Annotated in this window: 20 protein-coding genes and 1 riboswitch; of the genes, 12 read left to right on the top strand and 8 right to left on the bottom strand. The window is 39.8% G+C overall.

The window, feature by feature from the left end; all coding sequences use genetic code 11:
• Positions 1 to 185: 185 nt before the first annotated feature.
• The 5 genes from BGL89_RS07875 to BGL89_RS07855 form a co-directional block, all read right to left on the bottom strand.
• Positions 186 to 401: a tetratricopeptide repeat protein gene (locus BGL89_RS07875; RefSeq protein WP_286825247.1), complete on the bottom strand. Its 216-nt coding sequence runs from the start codon at positions 399 to 401 to the stop codon at positions 186 to 188.
• A gap of 2 nt (positions 402 to 403) precedes the next feature.
• Positions 404 to 829 carry a type II toxin-antitoxin system VapC family toxin gene (locus BGL89_RS07870; protein ID WP_002756072.1) on the bottom strand — a complete coding sequence of 142 codons (426 nt, stop codon included), beginning with the start codon at positions 827 to 829 and terminating at the stop codon, positions 404 to 406.
• Between the two features lie 35 nt (positions 830 to 864).
• Positions 865 to 1104: a hypothetical protein gene (locus tag BGL89_RS07865; RefSeq protein WP_286825244.1), complete on the bottom strand. Its 240-nt coding sequence runs from the start codon at positions 1102 to 1104 to the stop codon at positions 865 to 867.
• A 774-nt stretch (positions 1105 to 1878) separates the two neighbouring features.
• Positions 1879 to 4941 carry a tetratricopeptide repeat protein gene (locus tag BGL89_RS07860; RefSeq protein ID WP_286825248.1) on the bottom strand — a complete coding sequence of 1021 codons (3063 nt, stop codon included), beginning with the start codon at positions 4939 to 4941 and terminating at the stop codon, positions 1879 to 1881.
• Positions 4910 to 6331: a hypothetical protein gene (locus BGL89_RS07855; protein WP_286825243.1), complete on the bottom strand. Its 1422-nt coding sequence runs from the start codon at positions 6329 to 6331 to the stop codon at positions 4910 to 4912. The genes BGL89_RS07860 and BGL89_RS07855 overlap by 32 nt, the downstream gene beginning before the upstream one ends.
• A 202-nt stretch (positions 6332 to 6533) precedes the next feature.
• Positions 6534 to 6668: riboswitch (guanidine-I (ykkC/yxkD leader) on the top strand.
• 68 nt (positions 6669 to 6736) lie between these two features.
• Here BGL89_RS07855 and BGL89_RS07850 point away from each other — a divergent pair.
• From BGL89_RS07850 to BGL89_RS07800, 11 genes are all read left to right on the top strand, one after another.
• Positions 6737 to 7915 carry an agmatinase family protein gene (locus BGL89_RS07850; RefSeq protein WP_286825242.1) on the top strand — a complete coding sequence of 393 codons (1179 nt, stop codon included), beginning with the start codon at positions 6737 to 6739 and terminating at the stop codon, positions 7913 to 7915.
• Positions 7916 to 7966: 51 nt separating this feature from the next.
• Positions 7967 to 8323, top strand: a complete 357-nt coding sequence (locus tag BGL89_RS07845) for a hypothetical protein (protein ID WP_286825240.1) — start codon at positions 7967 to 7969, stop codon at positions 8321 to 8323.
• 15 nt (positions 8324 to 8338) lie between these two features.
• Positions 8339 to 8695, top strand: coding sequence for a hydrogenase maturation nickel metallochaperone HypA (hypA, locus tag BGL89_RS07840; RefSeq protein ID WP_002798306.1), 357 nt, complete (start codon positions 8339 to 8341; stop codon positions 8693 to 8695).
• A gap of 58 nt (positions 8696 to 8753) precedes the next feature.
• Positions 8754 to 9443, top strand: a complete 690-nt coding sequence (hypB, locus tag BGL89_RS07835; RefSeq protein ID WP_286825238.1) for a hydrogenase nickel incorporation protein HypB — start codon at positions 8754 to 8756, stop codon at positions 9441 to 9443.
• 63 nt (positions 9444 to 9506) lie between these two features.
• Positions 9507 to 10547 carry an ABC transporter substrate-binding protein gene (locus BGL89_RS07830; protein WP_286825236.1) on the top strand — a complete coding sequence of 347 codons (1041 nt, stop codon included), beginning with the start codon at positions 9507 to 9509 and terminating at the stop codon, positions 10545 to 10547.
• A gap of 142 nt (positions 10548 to 10689) precedes the next feature.
• A complete protein-coding gene (locus tag BGL89_RS07825; RefSeq protein WP_286825234.1) occupies positions 10690 to 11505 on the top strand; it encodes an ABC transporter permease in 816 nt (271 codons plus the stop codon).
• 70 nt (positions 11506 to 11575) lie between these two features.
• Positions 11576 to 12334, top strand: a complete 759-nt coding sequence (locus tag BGL89_RS07820) for an ABC transporter ATP-binding protein (protein WP_286825232.1) — start codon at positions 11576 to 11578, stop codon at positions 12332 to 12334.
• A gap of 266 nt (positions 12335 to 12600) precedes the next feature.
• A complete protein-coding gene (locus BGL89_RS07815; protein ID WP_286825231.1) occupies positions 12601 to 13563 on the top strand; it encodes an orange carotenoid-binding protein in 963 nt (320 codons plus the stop codon).
• Positions 13564 to 13792: 229 nt separating this feature from the next.
• A complete protein-coding gene (frp, locus tag BGL89_RS07810; RefSeq protein WP_287733135.1) occupies positions 13793 to 14119 on the top strand; it encodes a fluorescence recovery protein in 327 nt (108 codons plus the stop codon).
• A gap of 167 nt (positions 14120 to 14286) precedes the next feature.
• On the top strand, positions 14287 to 14802 hold the full coding sequence (locus BGL89_RS07805) for an alpha/beta hydrolase (RefSeq protein WP_286825229.1): 516 nt from the start codon (positions 14287 to 14289) through the stop codon (positions 14800 to 14802).
• Between the two features lie 73 nt (positions 14803 to 14875).
• A complete protein-coding gene (locus BGL89_RS07800) occupies positions 14876 to 15790 on the top strand; it encodes a DNA adenine methylase (protein WP_286825228.1) in 915 nt (304 codons plus the stop codon).
• 171 nt (positions 15791 to 15961) lie between these two features.
• Here the strand turns inward: BGL89_RS07800 and BGL89_RS07795 are convergent, their stop codons facing one another.
• On the bottom strand, positions 15962 to 16180 hold the full coding sequence (locus BGL89_RS07795; RefSeq protein ID WP_286825227.1) for a hypothetical protein: 219 nt from the start codon (positions 16178 to 16180) through the stop codon (positions 15962 to 15964).
• 75 nt (positions 16181 to 16255) lie between these two features.
• A complete protein-coding gene (locus BGL89_RS07790; protein ID WP_286825226.1) occupies positions 16256 to 16405 on the bottom strand; it encodes a type II toxin-antitoxin system HicB family antitoxin in 150 nt (49 codons plus the stop codon).
• Between the two features lie 223 nt (positions 16406 to 16628).
• On the opposite strand from BGL89_RS07790, the gene BGL89_RS07785 reads away from it, so the two are divergent.
• Positions 16629 to 17312, top strand: coding sequence for a DALR anticodon-binding domain-containing protein (locus BGL89_RS07785; RefSeq protein WP_286825225.1), 684 nt, complete (start codon positions 16629 to 16631; stop codon positions 17310 to 17312).
• 129 nt (positions 17313 to 17441) lie between these two features.
• On the opposite strand, the gene BGL89_RS07780 is transcribed toward BGL89_RS07785, so the two are convergent.
• The gene (locus BGL89_RS07780; RefSeq protein ID WP_286825224.1) at positions 17442 to 18272 is read right to left on the bottom strand and encodes a hypothetical protein; all 831 of its coding nucleotides are present in this window, start codon (positions 18270 to 18272) and stop codon (positions 17442 to 17444) included.
• Positions 18273 to 18608 lie beyond the last annotated feature (336 nt).

Here is an 18608-nt window from a genome sequence, read left to right as displayed (position 1 = left end):
GAGTAAAACTTTCTAGGAAATAAGGTTGAACATGAGATTTTTTCGACTTGTTCAAAGTGGCCGGAGGGCATCCGGACACTCAAAACGGACGGGTCGAAAGAGTCAGACTTAAGCAATTAAGCGTTTTTCGCTATCTGCGTCAACCCCATTCAACGACCATCCTAAAAAGGTGGCGTGGTGAGGAATCACCGTCCGTTTACGGCGGTGAGGATGTCAAAATTCTCCATATATATTTGGGTATGGGGATGATTTTCCCATAATCTTTCCCTGAAAATATTAATCGCTTCTCGATAGAGAGGTTCCGCTTCTGAGCAGCCGCCTTGAGAATCGTACAAGTGTACTAAATTGTTGAGGGAACTTGCCACATCGGGATGATTGTCTCCTAAGAGTCGTTTTCTCAAATCTAATGTAACTCTATATTTTGAAATAAAATGAAAAATCCTTCTTGTGTAAAATGCTTATCGTGGGTAAGAATTTCATTTATATTCATTTGGCGCATTGTTTGCATGGATATACAATCTGTTAAGCTGTAATCTTTATCTGGACGATTTTGATATAAATCTAATCCTGATTGGAACGTCTGATGAGTTTGGGGTATAACTAAGATTTGGGGATTATTTTGTAAGCCTCTAATAACTTGTAAGGTTTTTCGTCTAACTGACATTCCATAAGCAGATAGATTGTTGAAAACTTCAATAAAGACTTCATCGGTTGTCACTATTGTTACCTGCTGGAGTTTCCTTGTCATTTCTATAGCTTTCTCATGCCAATCATCACGATTGTTAATGAGAGCAACCCAATAAAATGTGTCTGCAAAGATTGTTTTCATTGCTATAATGCTAGAAACTTGAGTTTCGGCTTTGCTTAAGATTTGGGAACTCCATAAAGATAATGATCATGTTGATTAGCAAGATCTGTAGGCAACTTTTCTAAGTCGTCATTGTCTAATGGTATATCTTCCAGAAGCTTTAATATTGCATCCCCTACATTACTTTCAGATTTAGCATAACTAGCTTGTGCTGAAAGTAGGAAGTTTAAAGTTTCTTCTATTAAAGAATCCGGTGCTTGTTCAATCTCTTGTAATAGTCTCTCTTTAGTATTCATGGTTTTATTCCTTGCTTAGCGCACTTCGTAACCCATGCGGGCGTTGGGTTTCATACTTCAACCCAACCTACGTTCATCTTATATTTAATTCCACCCACCTACTTAATCAGTTATCAGTCATCAGTGATTAATTCAATTATAGTCGATGATAGGTGGTGCGTTAGGACGGATTGTTAGCTTCAAGTCAAAGCGGAAATTTTTGCTGTCTAACTACGTTTTACTAAATCTGGATGTTGTCAAAATTTCTCTTGACAAAGGCGACTTGACATGATACCATATTCATAATGGAAAATCCTTGCGCCTACGAACCCTATTTTCCAATGGTCTTAACTAGATACCTAATCATAGTCCATCATTCAATCACACCAACCACAGTCGATGACAGGTGGTGCGTTAGGACGGATTGTTAGCTTGAAGTTAAAGCGGAAATTTTTGCTGTCTAACGCAAAATAGGGCAATAGATTTCGGCTTAAAGTCTTAGATTATAGAATTTATAGCATTTTTCTAATACACCAAATTAGCTGAAACAGTCCACTACGTTTTTCTGGATTTTGTCAAAATTTCTCTTGACAAAATCCTCTTGACATGATATTATATTCATAGTGGAAAATCCGTGCGTATGCAGACCCTCTTTTCAAGCATCAAATACTCCCCATTGAAGTTTCCTTAGAAACCCAGTCTCCTCAGCAACCACCGCAAGCCTAACCAGAGGCTATAAAAGGGTAAAATTAACAATATCAGAAACCCTTGTATCAATCTTCCTAATAGCTGTTTTCAGGGATGAGGTGGTTTTGGGTTCAACGGATGAGGAAGAGGAAACCGTTGTCTTAATTCTGCTTCGGGTAATTGCGATAACATCCTCAGATAATTCTGATAAAGGGTTTTGGTATGGGGATGATTTTCCCCTAATACTTGGGTAGCAATCTTAATCGCTTCTAGATAGAGAGGTTCTGCTTCTGGGTATCTGCCTTGGGAATCGTACAATGCTGCTAAATTGTTGAGGGAAGTTGCCACATCGGGATGATTGTCTCCTAAGAGTTGTTTTATCAAATCTAATGCTTGTAGAAGGAGAGGTTCTGCTTCTGGGTATCTGCCTTGGGATTTGTACAAGTATGCTAAATTGTTGAGGGAAGCTGCCACATTGGGATGATTGTCTCCTAAGAGTTGTTTTATCAAATCTAATGCTTCTAGAAGGAGAGGTTCTGCTTCTGGGTATCTGCCTTGGAAACTGTACAATCCTGCTAAATTGTTGAGGGAAGTTGCCACATCGGGATGATTGTCTCCTAAGAGTCGTTTTCTCAAATCTAATGCTTCTAGATAGAGAGGTTCTGCTTCTGGGTATCTGCCTTGGGAATCGTACAATGCTGCTAAATTGTTGAGGGATTGTGCGACATGGGGATGATTGTCTCCTAAGAGTTGTTTATACAAATCTAATGCTTCTAGAAGGAGAGGTTCTGCTTCTGGGTATCTGCCTTGGGAACTGTACAATTCTGCTAAACTGTTGAGGGAAGTTGCCACATCGGGATGATTGTCTCCTAAGAGTCGTTTTCTCAAATCTAATGCTTCTAGATAGAGAGGTTCTGCTTCTGTGTATCTGCCTTGGGATTTGTACAATGCTGCTAAATTGTTGAGGGAAGTTGCCACAAGGGGATGATTGTCTCCTAAGAGTTGTTTATGCAAATCTAATGCTTCTAGATAGAGAGGTTCTGCTTCTGGGTATCTGCCTTGGGATTTGTACAAGTTTGCTAAATTGTTGAGGGAAGCTGCCACCTGGGGATGATTGTCTCCTAAGAGTCGTTTAGACAAATCTAATGCTTGTAGAAGGAGAGGTTCTGCTTCTGGGTATCTGCCTTGGGAACGGTACAATTCTGCTAAATTGTTGAGGGAAAGTGCCACCTGGGGATGATTGTCTCCTAAGAGTCGTTTTCTCAAATCTAATGCTTCTAGATAGAGAGGTTCCGCTTCTGGGTATCTGCCTTGAGAATAGTACAATAGTGCTAAATTGTTGAGGGAAGCTGCCACCTGGGGATGATTGTCTCCTAAACGGGTTCGAGTTGCGGTTAAACAAGCTTGACAGTAAGGTTCAGCAATAGCATACAATCCTTGTCCATTATAATAACTAGCTAAACCGGTATAGGACCACAATAAATCCTCATCAGCGATATATTCTGGATATTCCCTGACAGCTTGTTCAACATGGGGAATTAAGGGAGTCAGATTTTGAATAATATCTAGAGTAGGAGTTTGGGGGACTGTTCTCGATGTATCTGTCATCACCGTACAATAACGACTTTTTGCGGTATTGGCTATCTCGGAACCTTCTAATTTTTCCCGTAAATAAAGACGGATGAGGGGATGGAGTTGATACCATTCATTGCCTAAAGATTTCAGCAAATTAAGCTTAACCAAGCTATCGGTTAACCATTTTTCTATCTCGTCTTTAGCTTCATCAGAAAATAAACTGATGATTAAGTGCTTGGGAAAAGGTGCCGAAGCAAATAAACTGAGACACAGAGCTAATTTTTGTGCTTGTGTTTCTAACAGCTGCCAACTGAGATTCAGAATTGTTTTAATACTGCGGACTTCCTCCTTATCAGAGTTGAGATATTCCGAGCCTTTTTTCGGGAATTTTTCCTTGGTATTTGCCAAAGTTTCAGTAGTTGCTTGTTTCAGAAAACTGCCTAGTAATTGTAATCCTAGAGGCAAATATCCTAAACACTGACAAAGTTGCTTGGCTGCCTCTAACTCTGCGGTTAGACGTTCTTTTCCTAAGTAGGTTTGCAGTAAATCTAAAGCTTGCGCTGCTGTGAGAACATCTAAGTTTATCGTTGATAGCGATACCCCTAAGTAACTAAAGCGAGTTGTAATCAAAACCCGAAAACGAGATTCTTTTACCGGTGGTAGATAAGATTTAATTTGGTCGTAGTCACGCACATCATCAAAAATAATTAAAGCATTTCCCTCGGGCCAATTTTGCCAACAGTAACGCACTCGTTCACTTAAGGTTCCCTGATTGGGGATGTTTAAACCCAGGTATTCTCTGGCAAAAAATAAAATAGCCAAACCGGGTTCACTGTTAAGGACATTTATCCAACAAATACCCGCAGGATAATCCCCTTTATGTTGCCAAGCATACTGTAAAGCTAATTCAGTTTTTCCCGAACCTCCCATCCCACTTAAAACCACTGGGGAAGATTGCTGAAAAGCTTGATTAATCCGGGATAATTCCTGTTCTCTACCAACAAAGTTAACTGCTGTTCCTGGTAAATTATAGGGATCATTAACGGTATTTTTATCGGTAAATAGCTGATTATAGTTGGTAGCTTGGGTTGAATTTTCTGTTAAAGATAACCGCAGGAAAAACCAAGAATTTAAATCTGGCATAAACCGAATAACTTTGTTAGTAAAATCATCGGTCATCCACCAAATTTGTCGGAGATTAAAACGAGCTAAATTTTCTCGATTGAAATTAATTAATTGCAAGGCATCTACTAGGGAAACATCAGAACTAAAAGCGGTTTCAAAACCAGTAATTGATAATACTCCCGACTCCAATTCTGCCAATTGTGTTAACAAGAAGTTCAAGACAAAAGAGGGTTTTTTCCATCTTGGTAAGACAATTTTATGAAAAATAATGCCTTGTTCTTGCAGTTTATTTTCTAATTCTCTAACTACTTGCTGACGGGAAAACTCATCATAAAATTCCACCCTAGCTAAACCTCTAGATGGTCTTCGTCCCCACAATAGCAAACGAGCTGCTGTATGGGCAATAGTACCCGGTTCTAACTCCGATTGATTAGTTTGATTAACTTGATGTACCACCGGGGACACCTCCATCGGGAGCAGTAGGAATATGACCTTGAGCATTTAAAATATCAACCACAAGGGGATGTACCATAAAGCATCTTTCCCCGTCTCCATCTACTTCTTGAATCGCTCGATCATTTAATAAAGCGTATAATATCTCATTGGGAATTTGTGCCTCTTTATCAGCATCATAAATTCGTTTTAACAATAAAACCTTATCCCCATAACTAACATGATCGGTATCATAAGGATTTTGGCCTAAACGTCTTTCATAATCTGTTCTTAAACTGCGAATTGCCCTGCTAATATGACTAGAAATGATCAGATTTTGTTGATTGACAATTGCCTCATCAGAAGCTTCTCTAACTAAATAAAATAAATCTCTGATGTTGCCACCAGAGGCAATAATAACCCGCTCTATTTGTCCATCTTCAAATAAATTAGATTTAACTCTTGCTTCTAAAACTTTTCTCACTGCTTCCCGTCCTTTTTGGTTAGGAGTATGATCTTTTTGGCAAAAAACCGCAGTATCGGGAATCAGGAGATTATGGTCAAAAGTGAGGTTAATCCCGGGAGATGAATTATATAATCCAATCGGAACATTAAAAATGATGTGAATGTCTAAATCTTTGAAAATGTTAGAACAGTTTAAAAATAAATCCCTGACCGCTTCTCGTGAAACAGACACTCTATCAAAGTCCTCTCCAATAATTAACCAGCTTCTCTGCATAGTTTCCTGTAAGTTCTGATTACACTCTTTCAGGAGTTGATTAGCAATATTAATTAAATCTCTGGAACGGGAAAGACGGTATTCAACAACTTTTTTCTCTCGCGAGGAAGCAAACCGGAATTCTCCCTTGAGAGAGGCAAAAAGTCCGAGAATTTTATTCCAGAAAGAATCTTCCTTTACTCCCGCTCCTGCTTCCGTTTTGATTTGACTTTCTCTGGTTTCCTTGCGGGTGAATTCTTCAGAACTAAACCAATCCCAAAGCTTTTGTAAATTTTCATTACTGGGTTGTCGAGAAATTTTAGCGGTTTTCTCAACAATTTCCACCACCATAAAGAGAAACACATCAAGGGGACTGAAATTAATCGCATCGAGTTCACTTAAAACACTAAATCGCAGGGGTTCAAAATGCTGTTTAATCTCATGATCATTAATTAAACGAGTTAATTCTGTCGATTTGCCTACCCCCGTGTGTCCCATTAAACAGGCTTTGTAATATTGTTGCGTATCTATGACCCGTTTTAACCCTAATTTTAGACGTTCAATTTTATCTTCCCCTCTCACCCGATTCATTTCTTCTCGATAAAAAGCATCTATTTCCTTCTGAGTTAATAGGGGTTCAGGAGATGTAGTTGAATAGATTTCATCAAGAGTAGTCGCAGGTTCAAAGCGAGTCAGAGAGGGGTGTTGCATAGAGACAGGAAAAATCATTCTCTGGAGATACTTTTTATTATATAGGGTTGGCTGAATATCAGGTCATTCTGTTATTCTGAATTCCCCGACCGACTCCTAACCCCAGCAAGAGACTTATTCAGCAGACCCTATTTAAGCGGAAAAAATCTCTTTTTTGTAGTCTGTGATACTGTTTTTTTTGATTGAGATCGTATAGGGTCAAAGAAATTGCTTCTAGGGTTCCGATTTAAGCGTCTTTAAATGTCAGGTCCGAGAGGAGCAAGCTAGTCTTAAATGAGCGGATCAAAAAATTTTTCCATCTAAGCTGGCTACACGGCGGGATAAAAGCCCAGGAGACTTTGAGGATAACTGTTTTGAGGCAGTGTCTTTGAAGACTCCCGGGTTATTGTATTTTGAGGTGAAATGATGTCCGAGGAATCTACTTTTCAACCCCCTGATTTAACCGAAGCTCAACAGGCCCTAGAAAAAGAACGCCATTTGCCCCTAACCGGTTGGCAACAGGAAGTTTCTCAGGGGTTAACCTACGGTTTAGAGGCGGCCGATAGTATCCGCGATCGCAGTATTCCCACCTTTTCCAGGGGTGAGTTACCCCACTATGCGGGAATTAATACTTTTATGAAGGCTCCCTATTTGGAAGATGTGCGGAATGTGGGCAATTATGACGTGGCAATCGTGGGTGTTCCCCATGATTCGGGGACAACTTACCGACCCGGAACTCGTTTTGGACCCCAGGGAATTCGGCGGATTTCGGCTCTTTATACGCCCTACAATTTTGAATTAGGGGTAGATTTGCGCGAACAAATTACGCTCTGTGATTTGGGGGATATTTTCACCATTCCTGCTAATAATGAAAAGTCCTTTGATCAAATCTCTAAGGGGGTTGCCCATGTCTTTAGTTCCGGTGCCTTGCCGATTATTTTAGGGGGTGATCATTCCATTGGTTTTCCGACAGTGCGGGGTATTTGTCGGCATTTAGGGGATAAAAAAGTCGGTATTATTCACTTTGATCGCCATGTGGATACCCAGGAAACGGATTTAGATGAACGGATGCACACTTGCCCCTGGTTTCATGCCACCAATATGAAAAATGCTCCTGCTAAGAATCTCGTCCAATTAGGGATTGGTGGTTGGCAAGTTCCCCGTCAAGGTGTTAAAGTTTGCCGCGAGCGCGCCACTAATATTTTGACCGTCACCGACATTGTAGAACGAGGCATTGATGCTGCCGCCGAATTTGCCTTAGAACGAGCTTTAGATGGTACGGATTGCGTTTGGATTAGTTTTGATATTGATTGCATTGATGCCGGTTTTGTCCCCGGTACAGGTTGGCCAGAACCGGGCGGTTTATTACCCCGTGAAGCCTTAGCTTTATTAGGTAAAATTATCCAAAAAGCTCCCATTTGTGGTATGGAAGTGGTGGAAGTTTCCCCTCCCTATGATGTCAGTGATATGACCTCTTTGATGGCTACCCGTGTTATTTGTGATGCCCTGGCCCATCTGGTTATTTCAGGTCAATTACCGCGTAAAGGAAAGCCCTGTTATATTCATCCTGAAGCCAATCTGGCCGTTGACGAACCTTGGATTTAAGGACAAAAGCATCGATAATTAGAGAGGTAACACATTTGCGAGGAAACACCGATGGCCAAAGGATTTGGAACTCCCATTAACAAAAGGTTAGGTTACGTTTTAACTCTAGTATCTGATCCTAAAATTTATGCTGCTGCTGAAAATGCTTTGCCCTATCTTGATCAAGAGGAATCAGATGAACCTTTCGCTGGTATTACTAATGACGTGTCAATGGCGCGTGTCTGGAAAAGTCGCAAACAAGCCGAAAAAAGTGTTCGGAATTATCTTGGATTTTTAATGGATTGGATGACTGATGAAAATTTAGACGAATTAACTATTTTAATTTGTTCTTTAAACGCTGATAACAAAGGAGAGTTAACGACCGAAATTGCCCAAAAAATGCACCTAGAGAGAGTAGAAAAGAAGTAGCCACTTCAGCACATTATGCACGAAACTGATATGACTAAAGCGTTAATTATGACAGTTCGAGATTGGTATGATAGCCAACCTGAAAAGCTCAAAATTGAAAAAATTCATCTCATGGTTGGTGAATTTACCTGTGTCGAACCGGTCAGTTTACAATTTGCCTTTGAAGTTCAAACTGCCAATACTTTTCTTGCTGGTGTGGAATTAGCAATTAAAAATATTCCCCTAATTGCTTATTGTCATTGCTGCCAAAAGGATTATCAACCCCAAATTGGCCAGCAATATTCTTGCCCAACTTGTCGATCACCGATGGAGGATATTCGTTCAGGTCGAGAGTTAAAAATTGACCACATTGAATATTCTTTAGTTTCTTAAACAAAGTTGGGCGATCGCTTATACAAGTTCGATGATCAATTATTCATTCTCAATTAAAATGCACCAAACTTTTGACGCGGCCCTAGAAATTAATCTACTTCATGCCAATCAAGCAGGAGCCGATCACAACCGGGAACATTTTGACGAGTGGGGCATTACCTGTTTAAACTTGATGAGTAGTCCTGGTGCGGGTAAAACTGTGTTATTGGAAAAAACCCTCGCAGCCTTAAAAGATCAATTAAAAATGGCTGTTATTGAAGGCGATATGACTACAGAACTAGATGCCGATCGCCTGAGACAATATGGAGTTCCTGTGATTGCCATTAATACAGGTCGCTCCTGTCACTTAGATTCCAAAATGGTAGCCGGGGGAATCCATCGTTTCAAAGAAGATTATAACCCCAAAGAGTTTGATTTATTGTTGGTGGAAAATGTGGGAAATTTAGTTTGTCCTGCCGAATTTGAGGTAGGGGAACACGCCAAAGTTGCTCTATTAAGTCTGACTGAAGGAGAAGATAAACCGCTCAAATATCCAATTATGTTTCAAGAAGCGGATTGTCTGATTATTACTAAATTAGATCTGGCTCCTTATTTAGAGATTGATTTAAACCGTTTAGAAGCAAATGTTCGCTCCATGAATCCCGATGTAAAGATTATCGCTCTTTCTGCTCAAACAGGAGAAGGTTTAGAAGAGTGGTTAAATTGGGTAAAAAGCCAAGTCAATACTCCGAGGTTTTTGAATTGTTAATCAGTAACAGTTTTTGAGATTTATTTCTGTTTTACTAGCTGTCATCTCTAAAGGCTATTACCTATGAAACGGCGCAATTTTTTCTCCTTACCTCTCGTTTTTTTTAGTAGCTTACTCCTGACCGTTAGTTGTAATCAAGCTCCTCAGCAAACCCCCAATGCAAGTACTTCTCTGAGTAACACTGTCCCCATTGTCATCGGTTATAGTAACTGGGCCGGTTGGTGGCCATGGGCGATCGCTGAAGAAGAGGGATTATTTGCTAAAAATGGGGCTAATGTTCAAATGAAATGGTTTGATGGTTATCTTGAATCCTTGCAAGCTTTAGCTGCTGGACAATTAGATGGAAATAGTCAAACTCTCAACGATACCATCACTTTTGCAGGAGATGCAGTGAATGGTCAAGTTGCTGTTTTAGTCAATGATAACTCGTCGGGAAATGACAAAATTATTGTCACAGAAGAGATTAAAACGATTCAAGATTTAAAAGGCAAAAAAGTTGCAGTCGAAGAAGGCGTTGTCGGTGATTTTCTCCTCAGTTTAGCCCTAGAAAAAGAAGGAATGAGCCGTAAAGATGTGCAAATTGTACCCATGGAAACAGGGGCTGCTGCCGCCGCTTTTGCATCGGGAAAAGTAGATGCAGTTGGTGCGTTTCCACCTTTTTGGTCAACAGCACTTAAACGAAAAGGTTCTAAAGAATTAATTAGTTCTAAAGCTTTTTCTGGTGCTATTCCTGATTTATTAGTTGTCAGTGCCAAATTAATCAAAGAAAAGCCAGAACAGGTTCAAGCTTTGGTAAAAACATGGTTTGATGTTCGAGAGTTTATGACTAAAAATCCCCAAAAAGCCGATGAGATTATGGCCAAGCGTGCGGGCATTAGCCCAGAAGAATTAGCCCTATATAAAGAGGGAACGAAGTTTTTCACCTTAGAAGAAAACCTAGAAGCGTTTAGTCCTGGTAAAACCATGAAAAATATGCCCTTTGCCGCTCAAAAAATGGCTGATTTTATGAGGGAAGTTGGCTTTATTAAAAAAGTCCCCGATCTAACAACCATTTTAGACCCCCAATTTGTCAAGGTGTTGGCAAATCAAGACAAAAAAGCCTAATTATCCCCTCTTGTAGATCGAGAAATTAAAGGTTCCAATTCTCTATCTACAAGAGGGATTAGGGAGACAAGTTGACCTCAAGAATTTTTTGATAACTGGGTGATATTGGCTATCAAAATTATTCTTTTCTTTTAAAAATCCCATGACCACAACACCTAAAACGCTTCCTCAAAGCACTTTTTGGCGGATTACCGAGAATATTCCCGAATCCCTAAAGTGGACTTTAATGATTTCCTCTATTATTGTCCCGCTTATTTTATGGTTACTAATCTCTAGTTTTGCGGGCATTGAATCCGTATTTTTACCTTCTCCTTTAGCCGTTATTCAAGCACTAGGAAAATTAGCAGAACAGGGCTTTTTAATTCAAGATACTATTACCAGTTTTTTACGAGTAGTTGGGGGCTTTTTTTTGGGAGGATTGTTTGCTATTCCCCTGGGGATTTTAATGGGAACTTTTCCGAGTATTCGCAGTTTAATGGAACCGATTATTGGCGTTGTACGTTATATGCCCGCTCCTGCTTTTATTCCCCTATTGGTTATTTATTTGGGTATTGGAGAAACGTCAAAGATCATGCTCATTTTTATCGGGACAATTTTCTTTAATACTCTGATGATTATGGATGCGGTCAAGTTTATTTCCCGGGAATTGATCGAAGTAACTTATACTCTTGGAGGAACTCGAAAACAGGTTTTATTTAAAGTGATTACTCCCTATATTATTCCTAATATTATTGATACTTTTCGCGTTAATATGGCGGCCGCTTGGAATTTGGTAGTGGTGGCGGAATTGGTGGCGGCCGATAATGGGTTAGGCAAACGCATTTTATTGGCTCAAAAATTTCTGAGAACTGATGAAATTTTTGCCTGTTTAATTGTCCTAGGAATTATTGGCTTTGCTCTAGATTTAAGTTTTCGTTTGTTTTTGCAGTGGACTTGTAAATGGTCAATTACTCGTTAACTTAAAAACTCAAGCACAGAGTTTATTATGTCACCAGTAAAGTTATTTTAATGATAAGAGAAGAACCTTAATGCACTTAGAAATTACTCAACTCAATAAAATTTTCATCACTAAACGAGGTGCTGTGGTCGCTCTGAAAGATATTAATTTACACGTTGACAGTGCTGAATTTGTCTGTGCGGTCGGGGCCTCTGGTTCAGGGAAATCAACTTTGTTGCGAATGATTGCGGGTTTAGAGCAGCCCACTTCTGGCAAAATTACCGTTGATGGTGTTGAAGTGACAGGGCCAGGAGCCGATCGCGGTATGGTTTTTCAAAATTATACACTCTATCCCTGGATGACGATCCAAAAAAATGTTGAATTTGGCTTAAAACTACAGGGATTATCGACAAAAGAATGCTGGGAAGTAGCCTGTTATTATCTGGATATTGTGGGTTTAACTCAATTCGCTAATGCTTATCCTAGAGAACTATCGGGTGGGATGAAACAACGGGTGGCGATCGCCCGCTCTCTTGCCTGTCATCCCAAAGTCTTATTAATGGACGAACCTTTTGCCGCTTTAGATGTACAAACCAAAGAAAGAATGCACGAATATTTAATTGAAATTTGGCAAAAAATTAGGTGTAGTATTTTAATGATTACCCATGATGTGGATGAAGCGGTTTTTTTAGCTCAACGTATTTATGTTTTGAGTGCTAGGCCAGGGACTATACAACGGGAATTAACAATTAATTTACCCGTAGATCGTAATTATAAAATTAAACGACAATCTCAGTTTTATGACTATACGGATCAAATTTACGGCCTACTACGGGGTGATAAATCCTAGAAAAAACTAGGGAGCATCAAGAGTAGTCTCTGGTTCAAAACGAGTTAGAGCAGCAAAAATCATCCTCAAACAGCGATCGCTGCTGCCGCAAACCCTAGATAAATGATGGAACAGTTGTTCAACCATTAAGATTTAGTGATAATCCCGGGCAAGTGTGATCTAAAGTACAGCTTTTTTGGGAAAGTTTCTCCATCGGTGCTGCCTTGGTACGCAAATATGATAGAATGGGAGTAAATTGATACAAAACTTTACTTCAAGGTGAATCTATGCCGTTTACGATCGAATCAGCGCGGAGCATTTTCCCCAACACGCTATCAGCGGATGTGGTTCCCGCCACGATTGCGCGTTTCAATCAGCTGAATACCGAAGATCAACTAGCCTTGATTTGGTTTGCCTACCTAGAAATGGGCAAAACCATCACCGTTGCCGCCCCCGGCGCCGCTAGTATGGTATTTGCCGAAAACACCATGAATGAAATTCGGCAGATGTCACCCTTGCAACAGTCGCAGGTGATGTGCGACTTAGCGAACCATGCTGACACCCCGATTTGTCGTACCTACGGCACTTGGTCTGCTAATATCAAACTGGGATTCTGGTATCAATTAGGACAATGGATGGAAGATGGCAGTGTTGCGCCAATTCCCAAGGGTTATCAACTATCTGCTAATGCTACCGCCGTTTTAGACGGGATTAAAAAATTAGAGTCGGGACAACAAATCACCGTTCTGCGGAATTGTGTGGTGGATATGGGCTACGATCCCAAGAAACTGGGCGATTATAACCGTATTTCCGAACCCGTGGTTCCTCCCCAAAATATTGCCGAACGGACAAAAGTTAGCATTGAAGGCGTTACCAATGCCACCGTCCTCAACTATATGGACAACCTCAACGCCAATGACTTTGATGTATTAATTGAATTATTCACCCCTGACGGTGCTCTGCAACCACCTTTCCAACGTCCCATCGTCGGTAAAGAGTCAGTATATCGCTTTTTCCGCGAAGAATGCCAAAATTTGAAATTAATCCCCGAATGCGGTGTAGTGGAACCCACCGATGACGGTTTTACTCAGATTAAAGTGACGGGAAAAGTACAAACCCCCTGGTTTGGTGCGGGTGTGGGTATGAATATGGCATGGCGCTTCCTCCTAACTCCTGATAATAAAATTTTCTTCGTAGCGATCGATTTATTAGCTTCTCCGAAAGAATTATTAAACTTTGCCCGTGGCTAAATAGCTACTGGAAGAAATCATTAAAAATTCTGATGAAATTTATTAGAGTTCCTTGTCAAGTGAACTCTTTTTTTTCTACAATCAAAAAGCTGACTTTAAAAAATTGGGAAATACACCAGTTTCCTCTCTGATGTAGGTAAGAATAACTAAACGATCATTCTTACAGATGTCGGAGCCAAGAGTCATGGTCGCTCAAAAACCCAAAATTATCATCCCTAAAACTAAAATCATGCCCGTGAGTGAAATAATTTGGTCAGATACCGAACAAGAAATTGCTCAAACTGCTTTCCAAAAAGCCTATCAGCGAGAAACTAGCACTTTAATAGAACATATTAAAGAACAGTCTGTTCAGATCACGGTTTTAGATGATATCTGGCAAATGCACGATTATCTAAGCGCCCGACGACATCAGATTGATGGTAAATATGACTATCGCTATACTTCCCTAATTTTTGTCTTTGCTCAACTGTTAAAGGAAGGATGGTTAAAGCTAGAGGATCTCAACGGTTTGGAAAAAGATAAACTAGCGAAAATCGCTGCCCTCTCGCGAATGTAAATTAATGATTAGCATTAAGCTATCAGCTTTCCGCTTCTAGTTGGGTGACTAAAAAATTCATCTCTAGATAATCAACACCGTCTTAAGTTTTTCCTAAGCGGCAACCAATTCCGCTAGAATGAGTCAATCATCCCGACCGCTTTTCGCTTGTTTTGCACCTTTGGTTTATGTTCAAAAATCTTTTACTTCCCCTAGGAATATCTATCTTTCTCGGTGTTTGTCAGTCTTTGTCAGCCGCCGAATCAGCTATCATCAAATACTACATCTTCCAAGGGTCTGTATCGGTATCAGAATTAAAGCAATTGAGCGAAACAGGCGAATTAGCTCCCGCTTTAGCGGCACAATTAAAGATGGCTAACCAAAAACCCGAAGAATTCCGTAAAATCCTTAATCGTCGCGTAGCGGTGGATGCAGTCTTTCTTTCCAAATTTCTTAATAGTTTTTTGGGCGAAAGTTTGCTAGATTATGCCGCCGAAATTGTCCACACCCCCAATCGGGCTGCTAGTCGGCAAGCTTTACGAGGTTCCCTAGTCACTTCTGCCCTCAACGATAACGAGATTCAAATCATCGAAGTCCTCGACAATTATCCCACCAGCGAGGTTCATGTGGATGGCAATCGTCTGCTGGATTTAATCAACCAAATTGAGTCAGTATTGAAAAAAATGCCCCGTTTACCTTTCTGATACCAAATCCGCCTTTCGGGTTTTCTTGAATTGCGCTGTAAATTGAATAAATTAGGATAATCTGGTAGGAATAATGACCACTTCTTTGTCTGAAAGGAAAACAGTTAGCGGCAAACCTTTTTTAAAGTGGGCGGGAGGCAAAACTCAACTGGTTCCCAATATTCTATCTTTGATTAATTCCCAGATTTCTCAAGATTGTCAGTTTAACTACATTGAACCTTTTGTCGGAGGTGGGGCAGTTTTATTCTCAGTCTTAAATAATTTTTCTTCTGTCCAAAAAGTTATTATTAATGACATTAATCCTGATTTAATCATGGCTTATAATGTTATTAAAAATAATGTCAAGGAATTAATAGTCAAGCTTAAAAAAATTCAGCAGGATTTTTATGAACTTAAAAATCTAGAGGAACAACAAAAGTTTTTTTTGGATAAAAGAATAGAATTTAATTCTCGCAGCTGCGATGACGATCTAGAAAAGACAGTTTTGTTATTATTTCTCAATAAAACTTGTTTTAATGGACTTTATAGAGTCAATAGCAAAGGACTCTTTAATGTCCCTTTTGGAAAATATGTCAAACCGTTGATCTGCAATGAAGAAAACTTATTAGCTGTCAACCATCATTTACAAAAAGTAACGATCCTACAAGGAGATTTTGTCCAAACCCTAAATTATGCCAATAACAAGACTTTATTTTATTTTGATCCTCCCTATAAACCGATTAAAAAAACATCAGCTTTTACCTCTTATACTAAAGAAAATTTTAACGATGAGGAGCAAATAAGATTAAAACAATTTATCGATCGAGTCGATCGGGCCGGTTATAAATTTATTTTAAGTAATTCCGACGTTAAAAACTTTGACTCTGACAATAATTTTTTTGATGATTTATATAAAGATTATAATATTCAAAGGGTAAAAGCCCGACGAAATATTAATTCCCAGGGCAATAATAGGGAAGAAATCTGGGAATTACTGATCAATAATTGACAAAAATTAAGCCTAAGAGAAAAGAGGGGACAAAATGATACTAAATCCTGTTTAAAATGTATAGCGTAGCAGGGAGAAACAATCAATAACTTGGGAGTTAATCACGCTATTACAAACGGAGTTGGAATGATTACCTTAAAAGCTCGTTTAAAGGATGAGCTTAGAATTAATTTAGTCATTGTTTAATTCTGCGATAATATCATCAATGTTTCCCCGAAAGACTTTCCCTTGTTGGTAGTCTTGACGCGCTTGATGGATATTCTTGGCGATTTCTTCTCGTCTTTTTTCAATTTGTCTATGTCTAATAATACTGATTAAATCATCTTGTTCATCAAAAGAAAGATTGTCAATCATTTCTAAAATTTGATGAAATTGAAGGGTTTGTGACATTGGCGCTTTTCCTTTTTCAAATTAAAGAATAAATTTATTGTCAGTACCTAAGCAAAATTAATTACACAGATATAACTACCTCTTGCATGAGTGCCTATTTTTTAAGCTTTCCTTGGCTTCTTCAAGGGTTTCTCCTTGACCATTTGCACCCGGAATTTCAGTACAAATCGCCCAGTATCCCCCTTCTGTTGCCGCTTCAATGATAGCAGTAAACTCCCCTTTCATGATAGTCTTCTTCGATAATATATTAGATATAGCGCCCATGCAAAAGTGAAGTGCAACCCCCGGGATTGACAGAGGTAAGCCCCTAGAGATAGTCTGAAGTTTCTGACAAGAGAAAGACTATCCGATCGCCTATATCCATCTTAAGCTAAAAATTTGCTTTGACCATAGTGCCTATCTCGCCAATGGCAATTAATTGGGCACGACTACGTTTACCCTTCTGAGTATGAATTTTATCTGCAATCATCCCTCGATCGAGCATTGCTTAAAACAACAATTAATTAATATTTTTCCAGAAAACAACCATAAATTAACTTTCTATCGTTGCCCAAAAACTGATATTATCCTCTATCGTTCACCTCTGTTTTATTATTTTACGCCCGCTCAATTTCAAACCATATTTAACCATTTAATCGTCCTTTTTCCGCAAATTCAGCTTAAAGAAGGATGGCTGGAATTATTATTAGATCAGCAATGTTTGTCCTTTTGGTTACTGAAACTAAACGATTTAATCGATCAATTTTTCTCGGATGAGCTTCCTCTCCATCCCAGAGGAGAATTTTTCTTTTTATTTCAATACACCCACGCTCGCTATTCTGGTTTGTTACAACTGCTCAATCGGGAAAAAATTAGATTAATCGAGTCTGAACTATTATCGTGGCATCATCCCGCCGAAATAGCTTTAATCCTGCAAATTTTAACCGTTTGTGATTGTTGGGAACGCCAGAAACCCTATCCCCTAACCGCAAATTTTTGCGAGGCAATGCTCAATTTTGAGCGTAACTGTCGCATTATCGGAGAATCGGCCCCAATTCAGCGATCGAGATTAATCCTGATTAGCGTCAGTCAAAAACTACTTAACCGTCTTCTCCGTCAAAAATGGCAACTGCTGCCGATGACGGAACTATAAAAATATTAACTTTTATGAATTTAGTGGACAAAACCATCAGCTTATGATAGATTTTAATTAGTGTGAGGAGCGAACCAGAATAGAGAGCCGAGACGAAACATGGACAGTCGCCGGCTCTCTTTCTGTTGTTCAGGAATTATTTTCTTCTTGGCGATATTTAATAAAAGTGGGCAAATCAACCCGAAAAGAGGAATATTTCGGGGAAGGGGAGATGATAGGTGCGGGCCAATCCCTCTCTTTCTTATTTAAGGATTCCACTGGCTCAATTGTCTCTAATTCCGCTAAAAACTCATCGATGGGAGCCACTTCATCCCTTTCTTGGTTTTCTGTCTGAGACCAAGGCTCGATCGCGGCTGCCTTGGCGACAATGGCTAAATCCGGGGGAGAATTGCGATCGCTCCCGCGCTGGAAATACTGGGCCAAGGCCGCTTTATACTGGAGGGTGTAGCGTTGCTGACGTTGGAGACGGGTGCGTAATTCCTGCAATTGCTGGTCATAGTTGCACAGTTTTTGGCTTTTTTCCTGATAACTTTCCTGAATTAAGGCACATTCTCGCTCTAAACGGGCTAATTGTTGACGCGTGCGGGTCAATTCTGCGGTCAAATTGGCAATAATCATCGGTTGCCGTTGTTCTGCTTGACGATACTGTTCGATTTCTCCTAAAGCTCGCTGTAATTGTTGCTTTTCGTATTGCAGTTCCTCGTTTTGCTGGTGGATTAGGGTATCACAACTTTGCCAGCGACGATGTTGCTCGGCTAACTGCGATCGCAGTTCTGCGAGAGCTTGCTCCTGTCGCCAGATCTCCGCTTGTAATTCTTGATTTTGTTGACGTAAATGAGAGGATAGAGCCGGCCAATCTGTCTCATCTGTTGATTGACTCTCATGCTCGACAATTTCAGCAGTAATGACAGTATCCGCATGGGTGAGATGATCGAGGTACAGGTCGGAATTATCGTTCATAAAAGCCAAAGGATGAGGAAACCTAGAAGTTTAGAGACGTTAAAAGCCTTTTATCGTTCCAAAAAAAAATGGGAACCGCATTGTTAGAGACTGCCGCGCGGTTCCACTGCCGATCCTTGAGAGGAGAACACTATAAATAACTATAAGCTTATTAGGAATTTTTGTCAATACTTAATGAGAAGTTTTTTCAATAAGTTGGGAGGGGAGAGGGGAATCGACTAATTCCCAGATAGCTATAGTGCGGGTAAGTAGTTAGACAAAATTAATTACATAATTTTCTCCAAATTCTTTCAGAATTTTTTCCACAGATTCAACAAAAGTTTCCCAGCTAGAGTA

This window comes from Microcystis sp. LSC13-02 (assembly GCA_002282935.1).
Lineage (GTDB): Bacteria > Cyanobacteriota > Cyanobacteriia > Cyanobacteriales > Microcystaceae > Microcystis.
The sequence above is the reverse complement of the archived record's forward strand: the minus strand, read 5'-3'. Positions and strand labels throughout refer to the sequence as shown.